Raw genomic sequence first — 22,089 nt, 5'->3', positions numbered from 1 at the left:
CTCCGGGAAGACAGTGGAGCTTGCGGTGCCCCTCATACGATCCGCGACGCCTTGTTCCCCCAGTACCGGTCCCTGAGCAGCCGCTTGTACAGCTTGCCCGTCGGCAGCCGCGGCAGTTCCTTCTCGAAATCGACTGAGTGCGGCACCTTCTGCCGCGACAACGATTTTGCACAGAACGCGATCAGCTCTTCGGCGAGAGCCGGCCCCGGCACCACGCCCGGCATCGGCTGCACCACCGCCTTCACCTCTTCGCCGAGATCGGCATTGGGCACGCCGAACACCGCGGCGTCGGCGACCTTCGCGTGGGTGATCAGCAGGTTCTCGCATTCCTGCGGATAGATGTTCACCCCGCCGGAGATGATCATGAAGGTCGCGCGATCGGTGAGGTAGAGGAAGCCGTCCTTGTCGACATAGCCGACGTCGCCGACCGTGCTCATGCTGCCGTCGGCCGAGCGCGCCTCCCTGGTTTTCTCGGGATCGTTGAAATATTCGAACGGCGAGGCGGTCTTGAACCAGACCTGGCCCGGGGTGCCGACCGGGCACTCCCGCATGTTCTCGTCGAGAATGTGGAGGTCGCCGAGCAGCACCTTGCCGACGGTGCCGCGATGAGCGAGCCATTCCTCGCTGTTGCAGGCGGTGAAGCCGAGGCCCTCGGTGGCGCCGTAGTATTCGTGGATGATCGGTCCCCACCATTTGATCATGTCGTCCTTGACCAGGGCCGGGCAGGGCGCCGCGGCGTGGATCGCGATCTCCAGCGAGGACAGGTCGTAGCGGCCACGCACCTCCGCCGGCAACTTCAGCATGCGTGAGAACATCGTCGGCACCAGCTGCGTGTGGGTGATGCCCCATTGCTCGACGAGCTGGAGGTAACGTTCTGGATCGAAACTCTCCATGACGATGACGGTCCCGCCCATGCGGATCGTGAGGTTCACTGCGGCCTGCGGCGCGGAGTGATAGAGCGGCGCCGGCGACAGATAGACCATGCCCTCGCGGTAGTGCCAAAGCTTGGTCAGAAAATCGAACAGCGGCAGATTGTGCTTCGGCGGCTCTTCCGGAAGGGGCCGTAAAATGCCCTTCGGCCGTCCGGTCGTACCGGATGAATAGAGCATGGCGGTACCGAGCCATTCATCCGCGATCGGTGTTGTCGGCATGTCCGCGGTCACGTCCGCAAGTCCGACGATACGTTCGCTCTCGCCCGGACCATCGGCGACGATGCAGAGCTTGACGTCGGGGCAGGCCTGAATCGCCTCGCGCGCGATGGCGAGCTTGGCCAGCGACGTGATCAAAATCTTCGACTGGCTGTTGACGAGGAGATAGGCGAGCTCGCCCGGCGTCAGGAAGGAGTTGATGCAGGTGTAGTAGAGCCCGGAGCGCTCACCCGCGCCGCAGGCCTCCAGGTAGCGCGAATTGTTCTCCATGAAGATCGAGTAGTGATCGAGCCGCTTCAAGCCGTGCTTGCGGAACAGATGCGCCAGGCGATTGCTGCGTGCCTCGAGCTCGCGATAGGTGACGGTCTCGCCCGTCGCCGCCATGATGAATGCGGGCTGCAGCGGGCGCAGGCGGGCGTGGCGACCAGTGTACATCTATCCTCCGGCTATATCATGCGGCGAGAAGCAGGATTTCTTTGATGTCGGCGGGCCCTGTGATCTTGCGCGGGTTGCGCGGAATCCAGTTCGTTCGCATGGCCTGTTCGGCGATTGTCTCGAAATGCTCCGGCAAGACGCGCATCTCGGCGAGGCTGCGCGGCATGCCGAGTGAGCGGATGAAGGCATCGAGCACGTCGGCGGCATCGCGGCCGGGATAGCCCATCGCAGCGGCGACGATCACCTGGCGGTCGGCATTGTCGCGCGCGTTCCAGCGCATCACCGCCGGCAGCATGATGCAGGAGGTGTAGCCGTGCGGCACGCCGAAGGCGGCCCCCAGCACGTAGCCGATACCGTGGCTCGCACCCATCGGCACACCCGCTGCGAGCGCGCCCATCGACAGCCAGGTTCCGATCTGCGCATCCATGCGGGCGTCGAGATCGGCAGGGTCCGCCTTCACCCGCGGCAGTGCATCGGCGAGCATGGCAAGGCCCTTGACCGATTGCGCGTCGGCATAAGGGTGGGTCTCGCGCGAGCAGATCGCTTCGACGCAATGGTCGACGGCGCGGATGCCGGTCGACAGGAACAGCCATTCCGGCGTGTGCACGGTGATGCGTGGGTCGAGGATGGTCGCGCGCGGCACCATGAGCGGATGCCGCAGCATCTGCTTCACGTTGCTGCTGCGGTCGGTGACGCCGGCAATCGATGAGAACTCGCCGCCGGCGATGGTGGTCGGCACGCTGATCTGGCGCACTGTCGGCGCGTTCATCTCGGGTGCGACGCCCTTGTGCACGCGGATTCGCTCGATGCCGTCGATGTCGTCAATGTCGTTGGCAAGACAGAGCTGCACCGCCTTGGCGCCGTCGGTGATCGAGCCGCCGCCGACGGTGACGATCAGGTCGGCGCCCGCCTCACGCGCTGCATTGGTTGCCGCGATCACCGCCTCGCGCGGCGTGTGCGCCGGCATGGCGTCGAACAGGCCGGCACAGCGCTCGCCGAGCGCGTCCTTGATTTTCGTGATCTCGCCGGTCTGACGGTTCAGCGTCCCTGAGACCATCAGGAAGGCGCGGCGGGTTCCCAGCCGGTCCATCTGCGCGACGATCGCGCCGGCCGCAGGATGGCCGAACACGACCTCTTCGATCGCGCCAATAACGACACGTCCCTGGTGCACGCCCGTCCTCCCCGGACAATTCGTCTTGTTTTGTAAGGGACAGTCTAGCCGAGCCCGCCGCGTCCGTCATGCGCGAACACGCTGGCGGCTCCTTCCCTCTCCCCGCACGCGGCCGCACGCGGGGAGAGGCGAAGAATGGTGCGCGTGCGCGACCACCCTTTCCTCTGTCAACCCACCATCCGGCCAGGGCATCTGGCCGGGCATTGCGCGTGCAGTGGTCTTGAAGAGTTCATCTTTGCCACCCATGTTGTGGCCCCCGCAGGTGGAGGCGTACCCTGCTTTTTCCGCGGCTTTTATGCGAGGACCTGGGATGAGCGGACCGGACGGAAGCGAGCAGTTTGTCAAAAAGCACGATTTCGTTCAGCTCAGCGCCATTGCCGGGCTTCTCACCGCAGCCTTCGCCCTCGCCGGCTGCGACAAGCCGGCATCGCAGGCAGCTGCCCCGCCGCCTCCGCCGGTGACGGTGGCCCAGCCTGTCAAGCGCACCGTCACCGATTGGGACGAGTTCACCGGGCGCTTCGAGGCGGTCGAGGAGGTGCAGGTGCGCCCGCGCGTCGGCGGCTTCGTCAATTCCGTCGAATTCCAGGACGGCGCCATCGTGCGTCAGGGCGACCTGCTCTACGTGATCGACCCGCGTCCGTTCGAGGCGGTGGCCGCGCAGGCGGACGGCCAGCTCTCCGACGCGCGCGCCAAGGTAGAGCTTGCCAAGCGCGAGCTCGATCGCGGCCTCAACCTGGTGCAGACCAGCGCGGTCTCCGAGCAGGTCGTCGACCAACGCCGCCAGGCCTTGCAAGCCGCGCACGCTGCCGAAGTGCAGGCCGAAGGTGCGCTGAAGGCCGCCAAGCTCAACATCGAGTTCACGCATGTGACCGCGCCGCTCACCGGCCGCGTCAGCCGCCATCTCGTCAGCCCGGGCAATCTCGTGCAGGGCAGCGACAACGGCGCCTCGACACTGCTGACCTCGATCGTGACGCTCGATCCAATCTACATCTATTTCGACATGGATGAAGCGACCTACATCAAATACAGCAAGCTGTGGTTCGAAGGTAGGCGCCCGAGTTCGCGCGACACCGCGAACCCGGTGCAGGTGACGCTCGCCGGCGAGACCAAGCCCTCGCACGAAGGCACCATCAACTTCCTCGACAACCGCCTCGATGTCTCCACCGGCACGCTGCGCAGCCGCGCCGTCATCAAGAACACCGATCTGTCGATCCTGCCGGGTCAGTTCGGCCGCGTCCGCCTGATCGGCAGCGCGCCCTACGAGGCGTTGCTGATCCCCGATGTCGCTGTTGCAACCGACCAGTCCCGCAAGATGGTGTTCGTGGTCAAGCCTGATGACACGGTGGAAGCGCGCCCCGTGGTGCTCGGACCGCTCGACGACGGCCTGCGCGTGATCCGCGAAGGGCTGAAGGCTGATGACCGCGTCATCGTCAACGGCATCCAGCGCGCCCGCGTCGGCGCCAAGGTCGCTCCCCAGACCGCGCAAGCTCCGGCCGGTGGCAAGTCATGAATCTCGGCCGCCTCTCCATCAACCAGCCCATTTTGGCGATGGTGCTGTCGATCGTGCTCTTGATCGTCGGCGCGCTCGCCTACACGACGCTGCCGGTCTCCGAATATCCGCAAGTGGTGCCGCCGACCGTCGTCGTCACCACGCAATATCCCGGCGCCTCGGCGCAGACCGTGTCCGATACCGTCGCCGCTCCCATCGAGCAGGAGATCAACGGTGTCGAGGACATGCTGTATCTCTACAGCCAGGCGACCTCGAACGGCCAGCTCACCATCACCGTCACCTTCAAGCTCGGCACCGACCTCGACAAGGCGCAGGTGCTGGTGCAGAACCGCGTCGCGATCGCGCAGCCGCGACTGCCCGAGGAGGTCCAGCGCAACGGCGTCACCACGCGCAAGAACTCGCCCGACATCCTGATGGTCGTGTTCATGCTGTCGCCCGACGACACGTTCGACCAGCTCTACATCTCCAATTATGCGCTGCTCCAGGTTCGCGACCAGCTTTTGCGCATCGACGGTGTCGGCGACATTCAGATCTTCGGCGCGCGCGATTATTCGATGCGGCTGTGGCTCGACCCTGATCGAATCGCAAATCTCGGCCTGACCTCGACCGAGGTGCTGGCGGCCATCCGCGCCCAGAACGTGCAGATTGCGGGCGGACAGATCGCCGAGCCGCCGATCGTTGACCGCGCCTTCCAGCCGAACCTCGTCTTCACGGGACGGCTGAAGGACCAGAAGCAGTTCGAGGACATCCTGATCAAGGCCGGTTCCGACGGGCGAACGGTGCGGCTGCGCGACGTCGCACGCATCGAGCTCGGCGCGCTGGCCTATTCCACCAACAGCTTCCTGCTGCGCAAATCGGCGGTCGCCATGCTGGTGACGCAGCGGCCCGGGTCGAATGCGCTCGCGACGGCGAAGCACATCTCCGACACCATGACGAAACTGAAGGAGAGCTTCCCGAAGGGGCTCGACTACAATATCGGCTACAATCCGACCGAGTTCATCGCCCAGTCGGTTCATGAGCTGATCAAGACGATCTACGAGGCGATGCTGCTCGTGGTCGTCGTGGTGCTGGTGTTCCTGCAGGGATGGCGGCCCGCGATCATTCCGATCATCGCGATCCCGGTCTCGCTGGTCGGCACCTTCGCGGTGATGGCGGCGCTTGGATTCTCCATCAACAATCTGACCCTGTTCGGCCTCGTGCTCGCGGTCGGCATCGTGGTCGACGACGCCATCGTGGTGGTCGAGAATGTCGAACGCCATCTCGAGCACGGCCTGAGCCGGCGCGATGCGGCGCTGAAGACCATGGAGGAGGTCGGCGGCGCGCTGGTTTCGATCGCGCTGGTGCTGTGCGCGGTGTTCGTCCCGACCGCGTTCCTCGGCGGCATCTCAGGGCAGTTCTTCCAGCAGTTCGCCGTCACCATTGCTGTTGCGACCGCGATCTCCTGCTTCTGCTCGCTGACGTTGTCACCGGCGCTGGCCTCGCAGATCCTCACCCCGCACGAAGAGAAGCGGCCGCCGGCTGCCTGGAACGTCATCGCGCGGGCATGGGGCGCCTTCACCGGCCTGTTCAACCGCGTGTTCGACCGGCTCTCGCATGGCTATGCCGGCCTCGCCAATTTCGTGATCCGGCATTCGGTGGTGATGCTCCTGATCTATGTCGTGCTGATCGGCAGCGCCGGCTGGCTGATCGTGACCACGCCGCAAGGCTTCATCCCGGCGCAGGACCGCGGCTACGTCATCGTATCGGTGCAATTGCCGGGCGCGGCCTCGCTGGCGCGCACCACGGAAATCGTGCGCGAGATCGAGCGCATCTCACTGGATACGCCCGGCATCGTCCGCGTCGCCGCCTTCGCCGGCTTCTCCGGCGCCACGCGTACGCAGGCCGGCAATGCGGCGGCTCTGTTCCCGGTGTTCGATGAGCCGGAGGTGCGGCTGAAGAAGGGGTTGTCCGCGAACGCCATCACGGCCGAGCTGCGCAAGCGTCTGTCCGCGATCCAAGGTGCATTCATCATCGTGATTCCGCCGCCGGCCGTGCCCGGCATAGGCACCGGCGGCGGCTTCACCATCCGCGTTCAGGACCGCCAGGGTCGAGGGCCGGAAATGCTCGCAGCCGCGACCGACGAGCTGGTTGCTGCCGCGCGCAAGGCGCCGACCCTGACCTCGGTGTTCTCGCCGTTCACGGCGAACACGCCGCAGCTCTTCGTCGACATCGATCGCACCAAGGCGCAGAAGCTGGGCGTGCCCATCGCCAACATCAACGACACCATCCAGACCTATTTCGGATCGACCTATGTCAACGACTTCAACCTGTTCGGCCGCACCTACCACGTCACCGCGCAGGCCGATTTCCCGTTCCGAAAGGAACCGAGTGACCTTGCGCGCCTGCGCACGCGCAATGCTTCCGGCGACATGGTGATGCTCGGCAGCGTGGTCGAGTTCAAGGACGTCTCGGGTCCCGACCGCGTCGCGCGCTACAATCTCTATGCGGCGTCCGAGCTCCAGGGTGAGCCGGCGCCGGGCGTAAGCTCGACCACCGCGCTCAACACCATCAAGAAGCTCGCCGACGACACCCTGCCGAGCGGCTTCACCTTCGAATGGACGGACCTGTCTTATCAGCAGGTCACTGGCGGGAATGCCGGTCTCTACGTCTTTCCGATCTGCGTGCTGTTCGTCTATCTCGTGCTCGCCGCGCAATATGGCAGCTGGACGCTGCCGTTCGCGGTTATCCTGATCGTGCCGATGTGCCTGCTCGCCGCCACCATCGGCGTGCGTATCATGGGCCAGGACGTCAACATCCTCACCCAGATCGGTTTCGTCGTGCTGGTGGGATTGGCGGCAAAGAACGCGATCCTGATCGTCGAATTTGCGCGCGACATCGAGCTCGAAGGCAAGCCGCGGCTCGAGGCGGTGATCGAAGCCTGCCGCCTGCGCTTGCGGCCGATCCTGATGACCTCCTTCGCCTTCATCCTCGGCGTGCTGCCGCTGGTGATCTCGACCGGCTCCGGCTCGGAGATGCGGCAGGCCGTGGGCGTTGCCGTGTTCTTCGGCATGCTCGGCGTCACCCTGTTCGGGCTTCTGTTCACGCCGATCTTCTATGTCGTGGTGCGGAACCTGGCGGAAGGACGGCGCGACAAGAAGCCGGAGGTGGTAGCCTGACGTCGGCCTTTAGCCAATGGTGCATCCTCAATCACGGTGTCGTCCCGGACAAGCGCAAGCGCATATCCGGGACCCATACCCCCAGGGAGTGGTTGTGGGCGCGAGGCGGTAACCACGAGTCTTCGTCAAACTGGATCCTGTGGCTATGGGTCCTGGATCAGCGCTCCGCTTCGTTGCGCTTGTCGGGGACGACATCGATTTTGCGGCGCGCCCTTCATACTAACGACCAACATGCAATGGATGGGCAGGCGTGGGGTTCTTCACTACTATCCGCGCGATTTCACAACAGAAGACTGTCGGGAGATAACATATGAAATCAGCACTTTTGGCGGCCGCTGCGTCTGCCTTGTTGTTGGCGGTGCCGGCCTCCGCGCAAGGCGTCAAGATCGGCATCCTCAATGACCAGTCCGGCGTCTACGCCGATTACGGCGGAAAATGGTCGGTCGAAGCGGCCAAGATGGCGATCGAGGACTTCGGCGGCGAGGTGCTCGGCCATAAGATCGAGCTCGTCACCGCCGACCACCAGAACAAGCCGGATCTGGCGACCTCGATCGCGCGTCGCTGGTACGACGTCGAGAACGTCGACATGATCACGGAGCTGACGACTTCATCGGTCGCGCTTGCGATCCACGAGCTCTCCAAGGAAAAGAAGAAGATCGACATCGTCGTCGGCGCCGCGACCTCGCGGCTGACGGGCGATGCCTGCCAGCCCTACGGCTTCCACTGGGCCTATGACACCCGCGCGCTCGCGGTCGGCACCGGTGGTGCGCTGACGAAAGCCGGCGGCGACACCTGGTTCTTCCTCACCGCCGACTACGCCTTCGGTTATGCGCTGGAGAAGGACACCAGCGAGATCGTCACCGCCAACGGCGGCAAGGTGCTCGGCTCGGTGCGCGTGCCGCTCAATTCGTCGGACTTCTCCTCGTTCCTGCTGCAGGCGCAGAGCTCGAAGGCGAAGATCGTGGGCCTTGCCAATGCCGGCCTCGACACCACCAACTCGATCAAGCAGGCGTCCGAGTTCGGCATCGTCTCCGGCGGCCAGAAGCTCGCGGGCCTGTTGATGACGCTCGCCGAGGTCAACGGCCTCGGGCTTCAGGCCGCGCAAGGCCTGGTGCTGACCGAAGGCTATTACTGGGATCTCAACGACAAGGCCCGCAATCTCGGCGAACGCTTCTTCAAGCGCACCGGGCGGATGCCGAGCATGATCCACGCCGGCACCTATTCGGCGACACTGAGCTACCTGAAGGCCGTCAAGGCCGCCGGCACCAAGGATCCGGATGCCGTCGCCAAGAAGCTGAAGGAGCTTCCGGTCGACGACGACTTTGCGCAGGGCGGCAAGGTGCTCGAGAACGGCCGCATGGTCCACGACATGTATCTGTTCGAGGTCAAGAAGCCCTCGGAATCGAAGAAGCCCTGGGATTACTACAAGCTGCTGGCCACCGTCCCCGGCGACAAGGCCTTCTTCACCGCGAAGGAAAGCGGCTGCCCGCTGACGAAGTGAAGCTCTCGTGTCCCGGACGCGCAGCAGCGCAAGACGCTGCTGCGCAGAGCCGGGACCCACGCCTTTCCGGCCATGGAGGCCTGACTGGGTCCCGGTTCAGCGGCGCAGCGTTGCACGCTGCACCGGGACATGAGCACGCGCGATGCCGTGCTTCACTTCACCAGCCGCAACACCACCGCCCCGATCGCCCCAACCCATAGCGTAATGGCAGCAAGCGCCTGGATCGCAAAGCCCGGGCCGCGTTTTGCGGCGGCCTGCGAATAGCCGATGAAATAGATGACGCGACCGACGATCCAGACCGCGCCGAGTCCGGCTGCGATGGCGTCGCTGATGTAGATCGCGAACAGCCAGAGCGCGGGCAGGAGAATGGGCATCCATTCCAACGTGTTCATCTGGATGCGGAAGGCCCGTTCGAAATCCGGATGGCCCGACATCGCCGGTACCTTGACGCCGGTCTTGTCGCGCGAGCGCGAGACGTTGATGGCGGTGAAGAAATAAAACGCGATCGCCAGCAGGGTGACGAGGGCGGTGAGATGATACATCGCTGGTTCCTTCGAGAGATCGCGCCTCAATATCCGGTCAGCTCGAGATAGCCAACGCCGTCATGTGTCCCGGCAAGGCTGATCGGTCCTTCCCAGTATGAAAATCCGGTCCCCATCCAGGCCCCGGGATTGAGCGGCTTGCAAAGGATCGAGAATGATCGCGAGGGAATTGCGATCTGCCATTCCACCGGCAACTTGCGTCCCGCAACGTCCGCGGTGGCCTTCGGCATCATCTGGATGTCGCCGCCCGCGATCATCTGCGTGTTGCCGCCGGCGCTGATCCAGTTGCCGAACGGATAATCCTTGCCGTCCTTCTGCCGCAGCCGGTACAGCATCAGCTTGTCGCCGGATGAAAGATGCAGCGAGAGCCAGTCCCAGCCGGTCTGGTCGGCATCGAGCGGCTGGCTGCTCCATTCCCTGTCCATCCAGGCCTGGCCCGAGACATCGACCGCCTTGTCGTCGATGGCGAGCGTGCCGCGCGCGCGATAGAACGGCTGGCTGTAATAGTAGGACGCCTGCCCGCGCTCCGACTTGCGGCTGTAGCCGCCATCCCCCTGCAACACCACTGGGCGCTCGGCTTCGAGCGTCAGCGCATAGCTGAAATCGGTGCCGGAGGCCCTCAGCGTCGACGGCGCCAAGGTGCGATCGTCGGTGCGCTCGAGACTCTTCATCTCCCAATCGTCGATCCAGGCATCGAACGGTTTGGCCGTCACGCCGGCCTGCCCGACGCCGCCGCGCGAAAATGTTTCGGCGAAGCGGTGAGTGTCGGCGCGTGTCACCGCGGCATGCGCCATCCACACCTGTTGATTGGCCCAGCCTTCGCGTTGCGGGCCCGGCTGCGCCGCCTGGCGGAACAGCGTCCATTGCAGACCACAGGCGGCGCCGCTGCTGTCTGTGAGGCTGGCCGTGAGATACCACCACTCGATGCGAAACTCCGGATGCGGCCCGTGATCGGCGGGGAAGGTGAATGTCCTTCCCGGCGTCACCTTCGCGAAGCCGTCGGCGGTCTCGCCGAGTCCGGCATAGCCTTGCGCGCCTGCGCGGCGCGCGAGAGCGAGGGCGGCAATGCCGCTGGCGAATGTACGCCGCGAGATTGCTTCAGCGCTCATTGGCAAACACCTTGACGAGATTCGCCGGCTGCATCCGCGCCAGCCGCACCATCGGCAGCAGCGCCGCAAACAGCGAGGCCAGCAGCGCGACCGCGACCAGCTCGATCAGCTGCAGTGGAAACACATGGAACGGCAGCCGCCAGCCAAATGCTTTCACGTTCACGATTTCGATCAGGCACCACGCCACCAAGAGGCCGAGCGGCACGGCCAGCACCGCCGTGAACAGCGCGACCGACAGCGTCTGGGTCAACTCGATCGCGGCCAAGCGCGGCCGCGTCAGGCCGATCGCCCACAGCGGCGCGAGCTGCGGCAGGCGGGAATTCGCCAGCGTCAAAAGGCTGGTGAGCAGCGCGATGCCGGCGACGCCGAGCGTGAACGCGTTCAGCGCCGACGTCACCGCAAAGGTGCGGTTGAAGATGCGGATCGATTCCGCCCTCACCGTCGCCTGGTCGGCGACGCTGCGATCGTCGAGCGCGAACTCCTTCTGCAGGGCCGCGATCAGGGCGGGGATGTTCTCCTTCGCGACGATGAGGCCGATCCGCGTCTGCGGCGTCTGCGGGAACTGCCGGATCAGTGCGGCGACATTCACCGTGAGCTGCCCCTTGGGGTTGCCGTAATCGGCATAGATGCCGACGATGTCGAGCGCCCAGCTCCCGCCCGGCGCCGGCACCTCGACGACGTCACCGATCCGCACATTCAGCCGGCGGCTCAATTGCTCGCTGATGAAGGCGGCATTCCCGGGCACCAGCTGCGTCCAGGCGCGCGGCGCAGTTTCCAAGAGGGGCCAGCGCTCGCGATACAGCGCGTGATCGGGCAGGCCAAGCAACTCCACCGATTGGCCCTGGATTTGCGCCTCGGCGCGTCCGCCCGAGAGGATCGCCTGCACATCGCTGCGATCCTTCAGCCAATTGCGGATCGCGACGGCTTGCGCATTGTCGGACGCGCTGATGTAGACGTCGGCGGCGAGCCGCCCGTTGAGCCAGCCGATGAAGGTGCGGCTGAACGTCTCCACCATGGTGGACACCCCGACATTGACCGCGAGCGCGAGCAGCAGCGCCATCAGCGCGAGCGACAATCCGGAAAGCTGTTGCCGGCTGTCGGCCCAGAACCACAGCGCAAGCGGGCCTCGCGCAACGCGCTGGCCGGCGAGCAGGATGATGTCGAGGAAGGCCGGCAGGATCAGCGCCGCACCCAACATCAGCGCCGCAAGCACGCCGAACCCTGCGATCAGCGACTGTCCGTAGTGGAGCAGCAGCACTGCGACCGCGAACACGGCGCAGGCCGCACAGCTCTGCAGGACCAGCCAGCGGCGTTGCCGCTGTTGCCAGGCGCGCGGCTGCGCGGTCGCCAGCACCGGCATCCTGATCGCCTTGATCAGGCTGGTGGCGGCCGCAACAAGTGCGCCGGCAACGCTGATGCCGATGCCGGCAACCCACCATTCGGGTCGCAGGCTGAGCTGTCCCGGAATCCGTGCGCCATAGAGCCCGCGCAGCGAGGCGGCGACATCGGGCAACAATGCGGCTGCGATGACATAGCCGCAAACGAGCCCGATCAGGCCTGCGACCAGCGCCAGCGCCACCAGCTCGATCACCAGCACCGTGTTGACCAGCCGCGCCGAGGCGCCGCAGGCCCGCAAGGTCCGCAGCATCGGCAACCGCTGCTCGAAGGCGAGGCCGACGGCCGAGTTGACGATGAACAGGCCGACGAAGAACGACAGCAGGCCGAACGCCGTCAGATTGAGATGGAAGCTGTCGGTGAGACGCTCCAGCTCCGTCTCGGCGGTCGGCTCGATCAACTGCAACCGCTCGCCAACGAGGCTCGCGAGCGGCGCCGGCTTGCCTTTCGGCTTGCCGATCAGCAGCCGCGATATCTGGTCCGGCTTGTTCAGCAATCGCTGTGCCACGCCGATATCGACCACCAGCACGTCGGGCGCGAGCTGCGGCTGTACGCGTAGCGGCGGCAGCTTTGCGCCGCTGCTGATCGGCGGTGACGCGCCTTCGGTTTCCTGCAAGTCGCTCAACGTCTCCCGTGCCACCAAGGTCTGGCCGGGCGGTGCCACAAAGCTGCTCAGATCCGAGGCGCCGAGGCGCGGCGCGTTGCCGACAGCGACCGGCAGCGTCACCGGCTCGATCCCGAGCAGCCGCACCGAGCGTCCGTTGATCTGGATCCTGCCCTCCAGCGCCGGTGACACCGGCCACCCGGCGCGGCGCAGCTTTACGAACAGCTCTTGCGGAAAGGTTGCCGCATTGGGAGCGACCAGCATCGCGGTGCGCACGCCGCCGAACGTCGCCGCCGCGCGGTCATAGGCGCTGCGGGCCTGCTGGTTGATGGCCTGCACGCCGCTCCACAGCGCGGTCGCCGCGATCAGTCCGATCAGCAGAGTCGCGAACTGCATCCCGTGCCGCCGCCAATGGCTCAGGAGCACCGCCAGCACCCACAGCGCGCGCCTCATGCGATTCGTCCTGCATGCAAGGTGAGATGACGGTCGAGCGTCGCGGCCAGATGCAGGCTGTGCGTCACCATCAGGAAGCCGCAGCCGGTGCGCGCCACGAGGTCGCGCGTCAGCGCCAGCACGTCCTCGGCGGTGGCTTCATCGAGGTTGCCGGTCGGCTCGTCCGCCAGCAGCAGCGAGGGCTTTGTCGCCAGCGCCCGGCCGATCGCGACCCGCTGCTGCTGGCCGCCTGATATTTGCTCTGGATAGCGTTTGAGCAGGCTGCCGATTCCGAGCCGCTCGACAAGCTCCTTGGTCCAGGCTGCATCGTGACGCCCGGCGATCCGCGCCTGGAAGGCGAGATTGTCCGCCACCGAGAGGCTCGGGATCAGGTTGAATTGCTGAAAAACCAGGCCGATGCGGTCGCGCCGCAAGCTGGCACGTCCCGCATCCGACAGCTTGGTGACCTCGATCTCCTCCAGCCGGATCGTGCCGCCATCGGCGGCATCGAGTCCCGCGATCAGGTGCAACAAGGTGCTCTTGCCGCTGCCGGACTCGCCGGTCAGCGCGACGCGTTCGCCAGCCTTGAGGTCGAGATCGACGCCGCGCAGCACATGGACCGGCTCGCCGGCCGCGGAGAAGGTCTTGGAAAGATTTCGGATGCTCAGCACGATGAATGGCGCCGGACGGAATTAACGGAATTGCTGCGTAGCACACCTGCCGGGGAAATGCTGGTTGCGTTGGTCTCGAAGCCGTTGTTAGCTTCCAAGATGGCCAAATCAAAAAAGTGCCAAAAAGACATACGGGGAGATTCATGAGCGCTCAGGGAACGCCGGCGGCGGCGGGCAAGACGACAAGGACGCCAAAGGGCGCCTGGACCATCACCTTTCTCCTGTTCCTCTTCATGCTGGTGAACTTCGCCGACAAGATCGTCGTGGGTCTTGCCGGCGTGCCGATCATGACTGATCTGAAGCTCACGCCGGAGCAATTCGGCCTGCTCGGCTCCTCCTTCTTCTTCTTGTTCTCGATCGCCGCCATCGTGGTCGGCTTCATCGTCAACAAGGTGCCGACGCGCTGGGTGCTGTTGTCGCTCGCGGTGGTCTGGGCGCTGGCGCAATTTCCGATGGTCGGCACCGTCTCGTTCACCACGCTCCTGATCTGCCGCATCGTGCTGGGCGCCGGCGAAGGCCCGGCCTTCTCGGTCGCCGCGCACGCGATCTACAAATGGTTCCCCGACGAGAAGCGCACGCTGCCCACCGCGATCCTGTCGCAGGGTTCGGCGTTCGGCGTCATCCTCGCGGTGCCGGCGCTGAACTGGATCATCGTCAACCATTCCTGGCACTATGCCTTCGGCGCGCTCGGTGTGGTCGGCCTGATCTGGGTTGCGGCCTGGCTCGCGCTCGGCAAGGAAGGGCCGCTGGAGGACACGCAAACCTCGGCCGTGACCGAACCGAAGATCCCCTATTTGCAGCTGCTCACCTCGCGCACCTTCATCGGATGCGTCGCCGCAACCTTCGGCGCCTATTGGGCGCTGTCGCTCGGCCTGACCTGGTTCACGCCGTTCATCGTCAAGGGGCTCGGCTTCTCGCAGAGCCAGGCTGGCTTCATATCGATCCTGCCCTGGGTGTTCGGCGCCACCATCGTCATTCTCACCGGCTGGATCTCGCAGGTGATGATGGCGCGCGGTTACAACACCCGCGTGGCGCGCGGCGTTCTCGGCTCGGTGCCGCTGGTGATCGGCGGGCTCATCCTGGCGATGATGCCGCATGTCCAGGGCGCGGGCCTCCAGATCGCGCTGCTCGTGGTCGGCTCGGGCCTGTGCGGGGCGATCTATGTGGTCTGCCCGCCCATGCTCGGCGAGTTCACCCCGACGTCGCAGCGCGGCGCGATTCTCGCGATCTACGGTGCGCTCTATACGCTTGCCGGCATCATCGCCCCGGCCGTGATGGGGACGGTGATCCAGCGTGCCGGCAGCACGATCGACGGCTACATGACCGGCTTCACCATCAATGCCGTGATCATGGTCTGCTCCGGTCTGCTCGGTCTTCTGCTGCTCTGGCCCAACACCGAGCGCGCCAGGCTGACGCGCGCCGCCGCTGCGCAGGCCAACGCGCTGAAGGGCGCGGTATCGCCGACGTAATAGTAGGTGCTGTTTTTTACCCTCCCCCTCCAGGGGAGGGTAGCGGCAGCCACCGCTACTGCACCCCCTGCGCGCCCCGGATCAATTTCCCCGGCCGGCGCCCGGTGGCCTTGCCGTGTCGCCGCGTCACCACGCCCGACACGATGGTCGCTTCATAGCCGTCGACATCCTGCAACAGCCGCCGCCCGCCGACCGGCAGGTCGTAATGCACCTTCGGCGGATGCAGATGCAGGCGGTCGTAGTCGATCACGTTGACGTCAGCTTTATAGCCCGGAGCAATAAGTCCGCGATCGGCGAGGCCGACCGACAACGCGGTCTTGCGCGACTGCGCCGCGACCACGAACGGGATCGTGAGCTTCTCGCCGCGCTTGCGGTCGCGCGTCCAGTGCGTCAGCAGATAAGTCGGAAAGCTCGCATCGCAGATGATGCCGCAATGCGCGCCGCCGTCGGACAGACCCGGCACCGATTGCGGGTCGAGCAGCATCTCGCGCGTCGCGTCGAGATTGCCGTCGGAATAGTTGAGGAAGGGCACGTAGAGCATGCCGCGGCCTTCGTCCGACAGCATCGCGTCATAAGCTAGCTCCTCCGGCTGACGCCCCTGTTTGCGCGCCTGCGGTCCCAGCGCGTTCTCCGGCGGCTGCTCGTAGTCGGGGGGATCGCCGAGCAGGAACATCTTGTCGTAGTTGGGCCGGAAGAACAGCGGATCGTCGGTCGCGGTCGCCGTCTCGCCCAGGATCGCCTTGCGCACATCCGGCTGGCGCAGCCGCGCCAAACGCTCCTGCAGCGGCAGATGCGCGATCGCCTTGTAGCTCGGATGGGTCTGGAACGGATTGCGCGACAGCTCGAGCCCGAGCAGCAGGCCGACCGGGCGTGCCGCGATCTGCGCGGTGATGGAGAGGCCGCGCTTGGCCGCGGCATTGATCTCATCCAGCGTCTGGCGCCAGCGCTGCGGCGCCCTGTCGTTCTGCGTGATCGAGAATGAGATCGGGCACTTGGTGACGTCCGCCACCCGCAGCATCATCGGCAGGTCCTCGTGGATGGTGGAGAGGTCGAGCACGAACTGCAGCACGCTGCGCCCCTGCCGATGCATCGCGCCGGCAATCGCGGCGAGCTCGTCCTCGCCGGCCTTCAGCGTCGGCGTAAAGTCGCCGGTCGATGTGCGGTGGTTGAGCGTGCGCGAGGTCGAGAATCCGAGCGCGCCCGAGCGCACCGCCTCGCCCGCGAGCTTCGCCATCGCCGCATTGTCCTCCGCGGTCGAGGGATCCCGGCGCGCGCCGCGCTCGCCCATGACATAGACCCGCAGCGCGGCATGCGGCAGCTGCGCGCCGACGTCGATGTCGAAATCGCGCTTGGCGAGCCAGTCCATGTAGTCCGGAAAGCTCTCCCACGCCCAGGGAATGCCGGCGCTCAGCACCGGCTCCGGAATGTCCTCGACGCCCTCCATGAGCTGGATCAGGCGGGTGTGGTCATCAGGCTTGCACGGCGCAAAGCCGACGCCGCAATTGCCCATGATCGCGGTGGTGACGCCGTTCTGCGAAGACGGCGTGATGTCCTGGCTCCAGGTGACCTGGCCGTCGTAGTGGGTGTGCACGTCGACGAAGCCCGGCGTCACGAGCTTTCCGCGTGCATCGATCTCTTCGCGGCCCTTGGCGGAAATCTTCCCGACCTCGCTGATTCTCCCGCCGCTGATGGCGACGTCAGCCTCGAACAACTCGCCGCCGTGGCCATCCGCGACGGTGCCGCCGCGGATCACGAGATCAGCATTGCTCATGATGTTTCTTCCCGTCTTGTCGTTTGTTGTTCTCGAAATTCTCTCCACTCGTCGTCCCGGACAAGCGCGCCCTCAGGCGCGCGCCGATCCCGTAACCAGCCGCTTTCGCTACTCACGAACCGCCTTCGCCGGCTTCCGTTCCGTGAACGGCGACAGCACCACCGTCGCCACCATGAAAATCACGGACGCCCCGAACACCCAGTGCGGCGCGCTTTGATCCATGATCCAGCCGAACAGCAGCGGGCTGACGATGCCGCCGAGATTGAATCCGGTCGAGACGATGCCGAAGGCGCGGCCCGCGGCGCCCGCGGGCGCCGCATTGCGCACCAGCATGTCGCGCGACGGCGCGATCACGCCGGAGAGGAAGCCTGCGATTGCCATCGTGGCAGTCAGGGCCCAGCCCGGCAGCGTCACCAGCGCGATCAGCAGCACGATGGCCGCATTCGCGGCAAAGCAGGCCGCCGCGACATAGCCGTGACGTTCGGTGTGATCGGCGAGAAAGCCGCCGGCGAGCACGCCCGCGGCACTGGCGGCGAGGAACGCGGTCAGTGCGACATTGGCGATCGAATAAGACGTGCCGTATCCGCTCATCAGCGCCACCACGCCGAAATTGTTGATGCCGGCGACCGACAGGCTGAGCAGCATGAACAGCGCGGTCAGCGTGATCAGCGCCGGCGTGATCACCGCCTGCTTCGGTGTGCTCTCGCCACCCGGCTTTTTCTTGTGCGCGCCGGCCTCGGGAATGCCCATGGCGATCAGCAGCACCGCCACCACGATGGCGATCGCGCCCGACGCGACCAGCGCGCCGACGCCGCCCCACAGCGTGACCAGCGCGGCGACGATAGCCGGCGTCACCGCGCCACCGAGATAGCCGGCAAAGGTGTGCACCGAGAAGGCGCGCCCCATCCGCGCTTCGTCCATGTGCTCGGCCAGAATGGCGTAATCGGCGGGATGATAGACGCTGTTGGCGAGGCCCAGCAGCACGGCGCAGGCGATCAGCGCGGCGTAGCTGAGGTGCAGGCCGAGCAGGATCAGCGCGCAGCCGCCGAGGGTCAGCCCGATCAGCAAGATCTTGCGCGCGCCAAAATGGTCGACGAGATAGCCCGTCGGCGCCTGAGTCAGGCCCGAAACGACGGCGAGCGCGGTCAGCGAGAAGCCGAGCTCGACATAGCCGACGCCGAGCTTCTCCTTCAGGAACGGAAACAGCATCGGCAGGACCAGCAAATGAAAATGGCTGACCCAGTGCGCGATCGAGATTCCGGTCAGCGTGCGCAGCGCACTATCCGCCTTGCCTTGCTGCGGTGCGGCGAGAACGTCGACCATTGCAGTTCCGTTTCACTCCCGATGGACGCGCAAACTATCGGGGAGGGCGGTTATTTGTCCATGAACGCAGGCGCATGGCAGGTAGTGCTGGCGGGGGAGTGAGGGGCGTCGGTGGAGTGTGGCGCTACCCCTCACAACGGCTCGTCGTCAGGGCCATATCGATCGCGCTTTGGCGTTGCGATGTCGCCGTCTTCGTATTCGTCGTCGTCGCTCTCGCGCCGGCGCGAGGGCTTCTTTGCCTTGTCTTGCGCCTGCTTCGGCGGCGCGCTCGGCTTTGCGGTCGTATTCCCGGTCTTGGCCATGGCTGGTCCCGGATGGTGATGCTGCATCCGAATCTATCCGCCAGATATGTGCGGTTGCTGACTTAACTCAAGGCCCGCGACGAGGCCGTCACTGCACCACCGGCCCGCCCGCCTTCTTCCAGGCATCGATGCCGCCGGCGATATGGGCGGTGTTGAGAAGTCCCGCTTCCTTCGCAGCCGCCACCGCCATCGCCGAGCGTTCCCCGAAGGCGCAGAAGAACACCACGCGGCGTCCCGTCGCGGCCGCGACCTCGCGCAGCATGCCGCCGGGCTTCAGGCTCTCCTCGACCGACGGGTAGGGCGTGTGCAGCGCACCTTCGAGCATGCCGTGCTTCAGCCGCTCGTTGGTCTCGCGCAAGTCCACCAGCAGGATGTCGGGCCGGCCGAGGCTGCGGATCGCCTCGATTGCGCTGAGCGCGCGGCCCTCCTTCTCCAGCTCCTCCTGATGCAGGCCGACATGCATGTTGGCGGGGACCGCCACGTCCATCATCTTCGGATTGGGCAGCTTCAGATTCGCCATCAGCTCGATATATTCGTCGACCGAACGCACCTGGAGCCGCGGGTTGTAGCGCTTCTCCTCGCCGATGGTGGAGACGGTGTCGCCCTTGTAGTCATGCGCGGGGAACACCATCGTCTCGTCCGGCAGCTTGAGCAGGCGGTTGAAGATCGAATCGTATTGGGCGCGCGACGAGCCGTTCTGGAAATCGGTGCGGCCGGTGCCGCGGATCAGCAGCGTATCGCCGGTGAAGACGCGGTCGCCCATCAGATATGAGTAGGAATCGTCGGTGTGGCCCGGCGTGTACATCACGTCGAGCGACAGGCCCTCGATCGTCAGCTTGTCGCCGTCGGCCACCCGCATCGCCACCACGTCGGCCTTGGTCTGGTCGCCCATCACTGTCATGCAATGGGTGCGATCGCGCAGCTCGCCGAGGCCGGTGACGTGGTCGGCATGCAGATGGGTGTCGACCGCCTTGACCAGCTTGAGGTCGAGTTCGCGCAGCAATTGGCAGTAGCGGTCGACCTTCTCCAGCACAGGATCGAGAATGAGCGCCTCGCCGCCGGGGCGGCTGGCGAGCAGATAGCTATAGGTGCCTGAAACGCTGTCGAAGAGCTGGCGGAAGATCATGGCAGAGACCCCGGCGTGGAACTGGTTTCCAAAGATTCTACTACGCTCCGGGTCGGAAAGAGAAGTAATTCACTGCACTGGCGGCAATAGTGGAAGATTGCTATCGCAGGGCCTAGCCCGTCATTCCGCGGCGGCTGGCAGAGCCGAACCCGGAATCTCGAGATTCCGGGTTCGATGCTTCGCATCGCCCCGGAATGACAGGTAGGGACCTACGGCCGCACCACCGTATACCCATTCTCCGCCAGGAACAGGATCTGCCCAACCCCGACCTGCACCGGCGTGGCCGCTTGGATGAACTCCGGCCGCTTGCCCGTCTCCCGCGCGATCGTATCCACCGTGTTGAGGCAGATGTCGAAGCGCACGCCCTGCGCGATCAGGCTCTCGACCTGCTTGCGCCGCTCACTGCCGGCAAGAAGCAGGTCGATGCCGGGACCGAATGCCACCACCTCGATCGCGATCTTGTCGGGATCGTAGGCCTTGAGCAGATTGTTGGCGATGCTCAGCACCAGCGCCTGCTTCTTCGCATCGCCGTCGGAGAGTTGCAGCACGACCTTGTGCTCGGCGAACGGCTTGTCCTGGAGCGGGATCTGTTGCGCAAGAGTGGGCGGGGCCCCAGACGAGCAGTGCCAGCATCATTGCGGATAAGAGCTGCGACCGCATCATCCCTGTCCTGCAATGCCTGGATTGCCCTCGATGCCTTTCAAGGTCACACCGGAGCCGAGTCGCTCCTGCAACATCCGGCCCGAGCGCAGATATTTGCCGAGGACGTCCCACACCGGCGCGCCTTGCTGGCCATTGACCGACGCCCAGCCCGCGACCTTGTAGCGGTGGCCGGCGCTGAGCGCCCTGCCGTCGCCAAGCTTCAGCTCCGAGATGCGGCTACCGATCGCAGCGTCCGGCGTGCAGGTGTAGCTGAGCCCGCCGGCGCGCACCATGTCGCCGCCCTGCTGGTAATAGGGATCGGCGTTGAAGAGGTTGTCGCAGACGTCTTCCAGCATGTCCTTGATCTGAGCCCCCGTCATATCCTGCACATAGGTCTCGGGGTAGGTGATCGCGGTCTCCGCCAGCACATCCTCCATGGTCAGCGCCTGGCCCGACAGCGCGGTGACGCCCCAGCGGAAGCCCGGCGACAGCGCGATCTCGGCATCGAGCTCGGTGCGCAGCGCGGCGCAGATCAGTTCGTCCATGGGTCCGGAGAAATTACCGCGGCGGTAGAGCAGGCGATCGGGCGTTGCGATCTTCTCCGACCAGTCGCTCACATGCGGCGCCCGCAGCCGGCCGATCAGCTCGGCCATTCCAGGATCGGGCTTCAGCAACTCGGAATAGACAGGCAGCAGATGATAGTGGATGTCGCTGACCTTGCCCTTGTCGAGTGCAAGATCGAGCACGGCCAAAAATTTCCCGTTGGAGCCGGCATTGGTGACGAGCGTGCTGCCGGCCGCATTCTTCACCGCAATCGGCTGCGGTACGGCATCATGGGTGTGGCCGCCGAGGATGACGTCGATGCCGGTGACGCGGCTCGCGAGCTTGAGGTCGACATCCATGCCGTTGTGCGACAGCAGAATGACGGCGTCGACCTTGTCGGTGCCGCGCAAGGCATCGACATGCTTCTGCAACTCCTCCTCGCGGATGCCGAAGCTCCAGTCCGGCGTGAATCTCTTGGGATGCGCGATCGGAACGTAGGGGAAGGCTTGGCCGACGATCGCGACGCGATGCCCGCCGATTTCCTTGATCATCGAAGGCTTGAACACGCGTCCCGTGGCCTTGTCGAAGGCGGGGGCGTCGTTGAACGCGGCTTCCTCGGTCAGGAACACGTTCTGCGCCAGGAATTCGCCCTTGAAGCGCTCGAGATTGTCGCGCAGCGCCTGCTCGCCATAGGTGAATTCCCAATGCCCGGTCATCGCCTCGATGCCGAGCAGATTGGCGACCTCGACCATGTCGCGGCCCTGCATCAGGTTGGCGAGGCCCGTGCCCTGCCAGAGATCGCCGCCGTCGACGAGCATCGAACGCTTCTCGCCGACATCGGCGCGCAAGCGATCGACCAGCGTCTTCAGATGGGCGAAGCCGCCGAGCTTGCCGAACCGGCCTGCGGACTTTTCGAACTCGATGCAGGTGAAGGCATAGGCATCCGCGCTGTCGGGCCGGATGCCGAACCGCTCCAGGAAGGCGCGGCCGACCAGATGCGGCGGCCGTCCCGCCATCTCGCCGATGCCAATATTGACGCTGGGCTCGCGGAAATAGACCGGATTGAGCTGCGCATGCGTGTCGGTGAGGTGCAGGATCCGCGCATTGCCGAACCGCTCGACGTCGTAGATGCTGGCGGCTTCAGTGCCACGGGCCAGCCGGGGCAGGCCGAGCGTTGCGGCCGCAAGGCCTGCACTCTTCAGGAAGTCGCGGCGGCGGATCGCCATTCAGAAATTCTCCG

At 65.3% G+C, this 22,089-nt stretch carries 15 protein-coding genes and 1 pseudogene; 4 read left to right on the top strand and 12 right to left on the bottom strand.

Going from position 1 to position 22,089, the window contains the following annotated elements:
• Positions 1-32: 32 nt before the first annotated feature.
• Together EAV90_RS00235 and EAV90_RS00230 are read right to left on the bottom strand one after the other, a co-directional pair.
• Positions 33-1,583 carry an AMP-binding protein gene (locus tag EAV90_RS00235; RefSeq protein ID WP_129142270.1) on the bottom strand — a complete coding sequence of 517 codons (1,551 nt, stop codon included), beginning with the start codon at positions 1,581-1,583 and terminating at the stop codon, positions 33-35.
• 16 nt (positions 1,584-1,599) lie between these two features.
• Complete coding sequence (locus tag EAV90_RS00230; protein ID WP_129142269.1) at positions 1,600-2,754, bottom strand: iron-containing alcohol dehydrogenase; 1,155 nt, start codon at positions 2,752-2,754, stop codon at positions 1,600-1,602.
• Positions 2,755-3,064: 310 nt separating this feature from the next.
• Here EAV90_RS00230 and EAV90_RS00225 point away from each other — a divergent pair, with 310 nt between their 5' ends.
• The 3 genes from EAV90_RS00225 (at position 3,065) to EAV90_RS00215 (ending at position 8,920) form a co-directional block, all read left to right on the top strand.
• Positions 3,065-4,264 carry an efflux RND transporter periplasmic adaptor subunit gene (locus tag EAV90_RS00225; RefSeq protein ID WP_164936711.1) on the top strand — a complete coding sequence of 400 codons (1,200 nt, stop codon included), beginning with the start codon at positions 3,065-3,067 and terminating at the stop codon, positions 4,262-4,264.
• Entirely contained in the window at positions 4,261-7,419 is a 3,159-nt protein-coding gene (locus EAV90_RS00220; protein WP_122406166.1) for an efflux RND transporter permease subunit, read from the top strand. The genes EAV90_RS00225 and EAV90_RS00220 overlap by 4 nt, the downstream gene beginning before the upstream one ends.
• A 310-nt stretch (positions 7,420-7,729) precedes the next feature.
• A complete protein-coding gene (locus tag EAV90_RS00215; RefSeq protein ID WP_122406165.1) occupies positions 7,730-8,920 on the top strand; it encodes an ABC transporter substrate-binding protein in 1,191 nt (396 codons plus the stop codon).
• A gap of 152 nt (positions 8,921-9,072) precedes the next feature.
• Here the strand turns inward: EAV90_RS00215 and EAV90_RS00210 are convergent, their stop codons facing one another.
• The 4 genes from EAV90_RS00210 to EAV90_RS00195 are packed head-to-tail and all read right to left on the bottom strand — an operon-like array spanning position 9,073 to position 13,673.
• A complete protein-coding gene (locus EAV90_RS00210) occupies positions 9,073-9,462 on the bottom strand; it encodes an MAPEG family protein (RefSeq protein ID WP_122406164.1) in 390 nt (129 codons plus the stop codon).
• 26 nt (positions 9,463-9,488) lie between these two features.
• Positions 9,489-10,571 carry a lipocalin-like domain-containing protein gene (locus tag EAV90_RS00205; protein ID WP_129142267.1) on the bottom strand — a complete coding sequence of 361 codons (1,083 nt, stop codon included), beginning with the start codon at positions 10,569-10,571 and terminating at the stop codon, positions 9,489-9,491.
• Positions 10,561-13,023: an ABC transporter permease gene (locus EAV90_RS00200; RefSeq protein ID WP_129142266.1), complete on the bottom strand. Its 2,463-nt coding sequence runs from the start codon at positions 13,021-13,023 to the stop codon at positions 10,561-10,563. The genes EAV90_RS00205 and EAV90_RS00200 overlap by 11 nt, the downstream gene beginning before the upstream one ends.
• Positions 13,020-13,673: an ABC transporter ATP-binding protein gene (locus tag EAV90_RS00195; RefSeq protein WP_129142265.1), complete on the bottom strand. Its 654-nt coding sequence runs from the start codon at positions 13,671-13,673 to the stop codon at positions 13,020-13,022. The genes EAV90_RS00200 and EAV90_RS00195 overlap by 4 nt, the downstream gene beginning before the upstream one ends.
• 143 nt (positions 13,674-13,816) lie before the next feature.
• Between EAV90_RS00195 and EAV90_RS00190 the strand changes: the two genes are divergently transcribed.
• Positions 13,817-15,142, top strand: a complete 1,326-nt coding sequence (locus tag EAV90_RS00190) for an MFS transporter (RefSeq protein ID WP_122406160.1) — start codon at positions 13,817-13,819, stop codon at positions 15,140-15,142.
• Positions 15,143-15,197: 55 nt separating this feature from the next.
• Here EAV90_RS00190 and EAV90_RS00185 read toward each other — a convergent pair whose 3' ends face one another.
• From EAV90_RS00185 to soxB, 6 genes and pseudogenes are all read right to left on the bottom strand, one after another.
• Positions 15,198-16,913 carry an N-acyl-D-amino-acid deacylase family protein gene (locus EAV90_RS00185; RefSeq protein WP_129142264.1) on the bottom strand — a complete coding sequence of 572 codons (1,716 nt, stop codon included), beginning with the start codon at positions 16,911-16,913 and terminating at the stop codon, positions 15,198-15,200.
• A gap of 108 nt (positions 16,914-17,021) precedes the next feature.
• The gene (locus EAV90_RS00180; RefSeq protein ID WP_129142263.1) at positions 17,022-18,236 is read right to left on the bottom strand and encodes an MFS transporter; all 1,215 of its coding nucleotides are present in this window, start codon (positions 18,234-18,236) and stop codon (positions 17,022-17,024) included.
• A 131-nt stretch (positions 18,237-18,367) separates the two neighbouring features.
• Positions 18,368-18,538: a hypothetical protein gene (locus EAV90_RS00175; protein WP_164936710.1), complete on the bottom strand. Its 171-nt coding sequence runs from the start codon at positions 18,536-18,538 to the stop codon at positions 18,368-18,370.
• Positions 18,539-18,626: 88 nt separating this feature from the next.
• The gene (locus EAV90_RS00170) at positions 18,627-19,664 is read right to left on the bottom strand and encodes an MBL fold metallo-hydrolase (protein ID WP_122406156.1); all 1,038 of its coding nucleotides are present in this window, start codon (positions 19,662-19,664) and stop codon (positions 18,627-18,629) included.
• 209 nt (positions 19,665-19,873) lie between these two features.
• Positions 19,874-20,327, bottom strand: a pseudogene (locus EAV90_RS00160) (DsrE family protein).
• Entirely contained in the window at positions 20,324-22,075 is a 1,752-nt protein-coding gene (gene soxB, locus EAV90_RS00155; RefSeq protein ID WP_129142260.1) for a thiosulfohydrolase SoxB, read from the bottom strand. Before soxB ends, EAV90_RS00160 begins: the two are co-directional and overlap by 4 nt.
• Between the last annotated feature and the right edge of the window lie 14 nt (positions 22,076-22,089).

Source organism: Bradyrhizobium vignae (assembly GCF_004114425.1).
Taxonomy (GTDB): domain Bacteria; phylum Pseudomonadota; class Alphaproteobacteria; order Rhizobiales; family Xanthobacteraceae; genus Bradyrhizobium; species Bradyrhizobium vignae.
Note: the sequence above shows the minus strand (reverse complement) of the source record. Positions and strands in the feature narration are given on the sequence as shown.

Excerpts from the sequence above, each read along its gene's own strand:
- EAV90_RS00215 (WP_122406165.1), top strand. The coding sequence starts at position 7,730 with ATGAAATCAGCACTTTTGGCGGCCGCTGCGTCTGCCTTGTTGTTGGCG.
- EAV90_RS00210 (WP_122406164.1), bottom strand. The coding sequence starts at position 9,462 with ATGTATCATCTCACCGCCCTCGTCACCCTGCTGGCGATCGCGTTTTAT.
- soxB (WP_129142260.1), bottom strand. The coding sequence starts at position 22,075 with ATGGCGATCCGCCGCCGCGACTTCCTGAAGAGTGCAGGCCTTGCGGCC.
- EAV90_RS00225 (WP_164936711.1), top strand. The coding sequence starts at position 3,065 with ATGAGCGGACCGGACGGAAGCGAGCAGTTTGTCAAAAAGCACGATTTC.
- EAV90_RS00185 (WP_129142264.1), bottom strand. The coding sequence starts at position 16,913 with ATGAGCAATGCTGATCTCGTGATCCGCGGCGGCACCGTCGCGGATGGC.
- EAV90_RS00170 (WP_122406156.1), bottom strand. The coding sequence starts at position 19,664 with ATGATCTTCCGCCAGCTCTTCGACAGCGTTTCAGGCACCTATAGCTAT.
- EAV90_RS00205 (WP_129142267.1), bottom strand. The coding sequence starts at position 10,571 with ATGAGCGCTGAAGCAATCTCGCGGCGTACATTCGCCAGCGGCATTGCC.
- EAV90_RS00220 (WP_122406166.1), top strand. The coding sequence starts at position 4,261 with ATGAATCTCGGCCGCCTCTCCATCAACCAGCCCATTTTGGCGATGGTG.
- EAV90_RS00200 (WP_129142266.1), bottom strand. The coding sequence starts at position 13,023 with ATGAGGCGCGCGCTGTGGGTGCTGGCGGTGCTCCTGAGCCATTGGCGG.
- EAV90_RS00180 (WP_129142263.1), bottom strand. The coding sequence starts at position 18,236 with ATGGTCGACGTTCTCGCCGCACCGCAGCAAGGCAAGGCGGATAGTGCG.
- EAV90_RS00190 (WP_122406160.1), top strand. The coding sequence starts at position 13,817 with ATGAGCGCTCAGGGAACGCCGGCGGCGGCGGGCAAGACGACAAGGACG.
- EAV90_RS00235 (WP_129142270.1), bottom strand. The coding sequence starts at position 1,583 with ATGTACACTGGTCGCCACGCCCGCCTGCGCCCGCTGCAGCCCGCATTC.
- EAV90_RS00175 (WP_164936710.1), bottom strand. The coding sequence starts at position 18,538 with ATGGCCAAGACCGGGAATACGACCGCAAAGCCGAGCGCGCCGCCGAAG.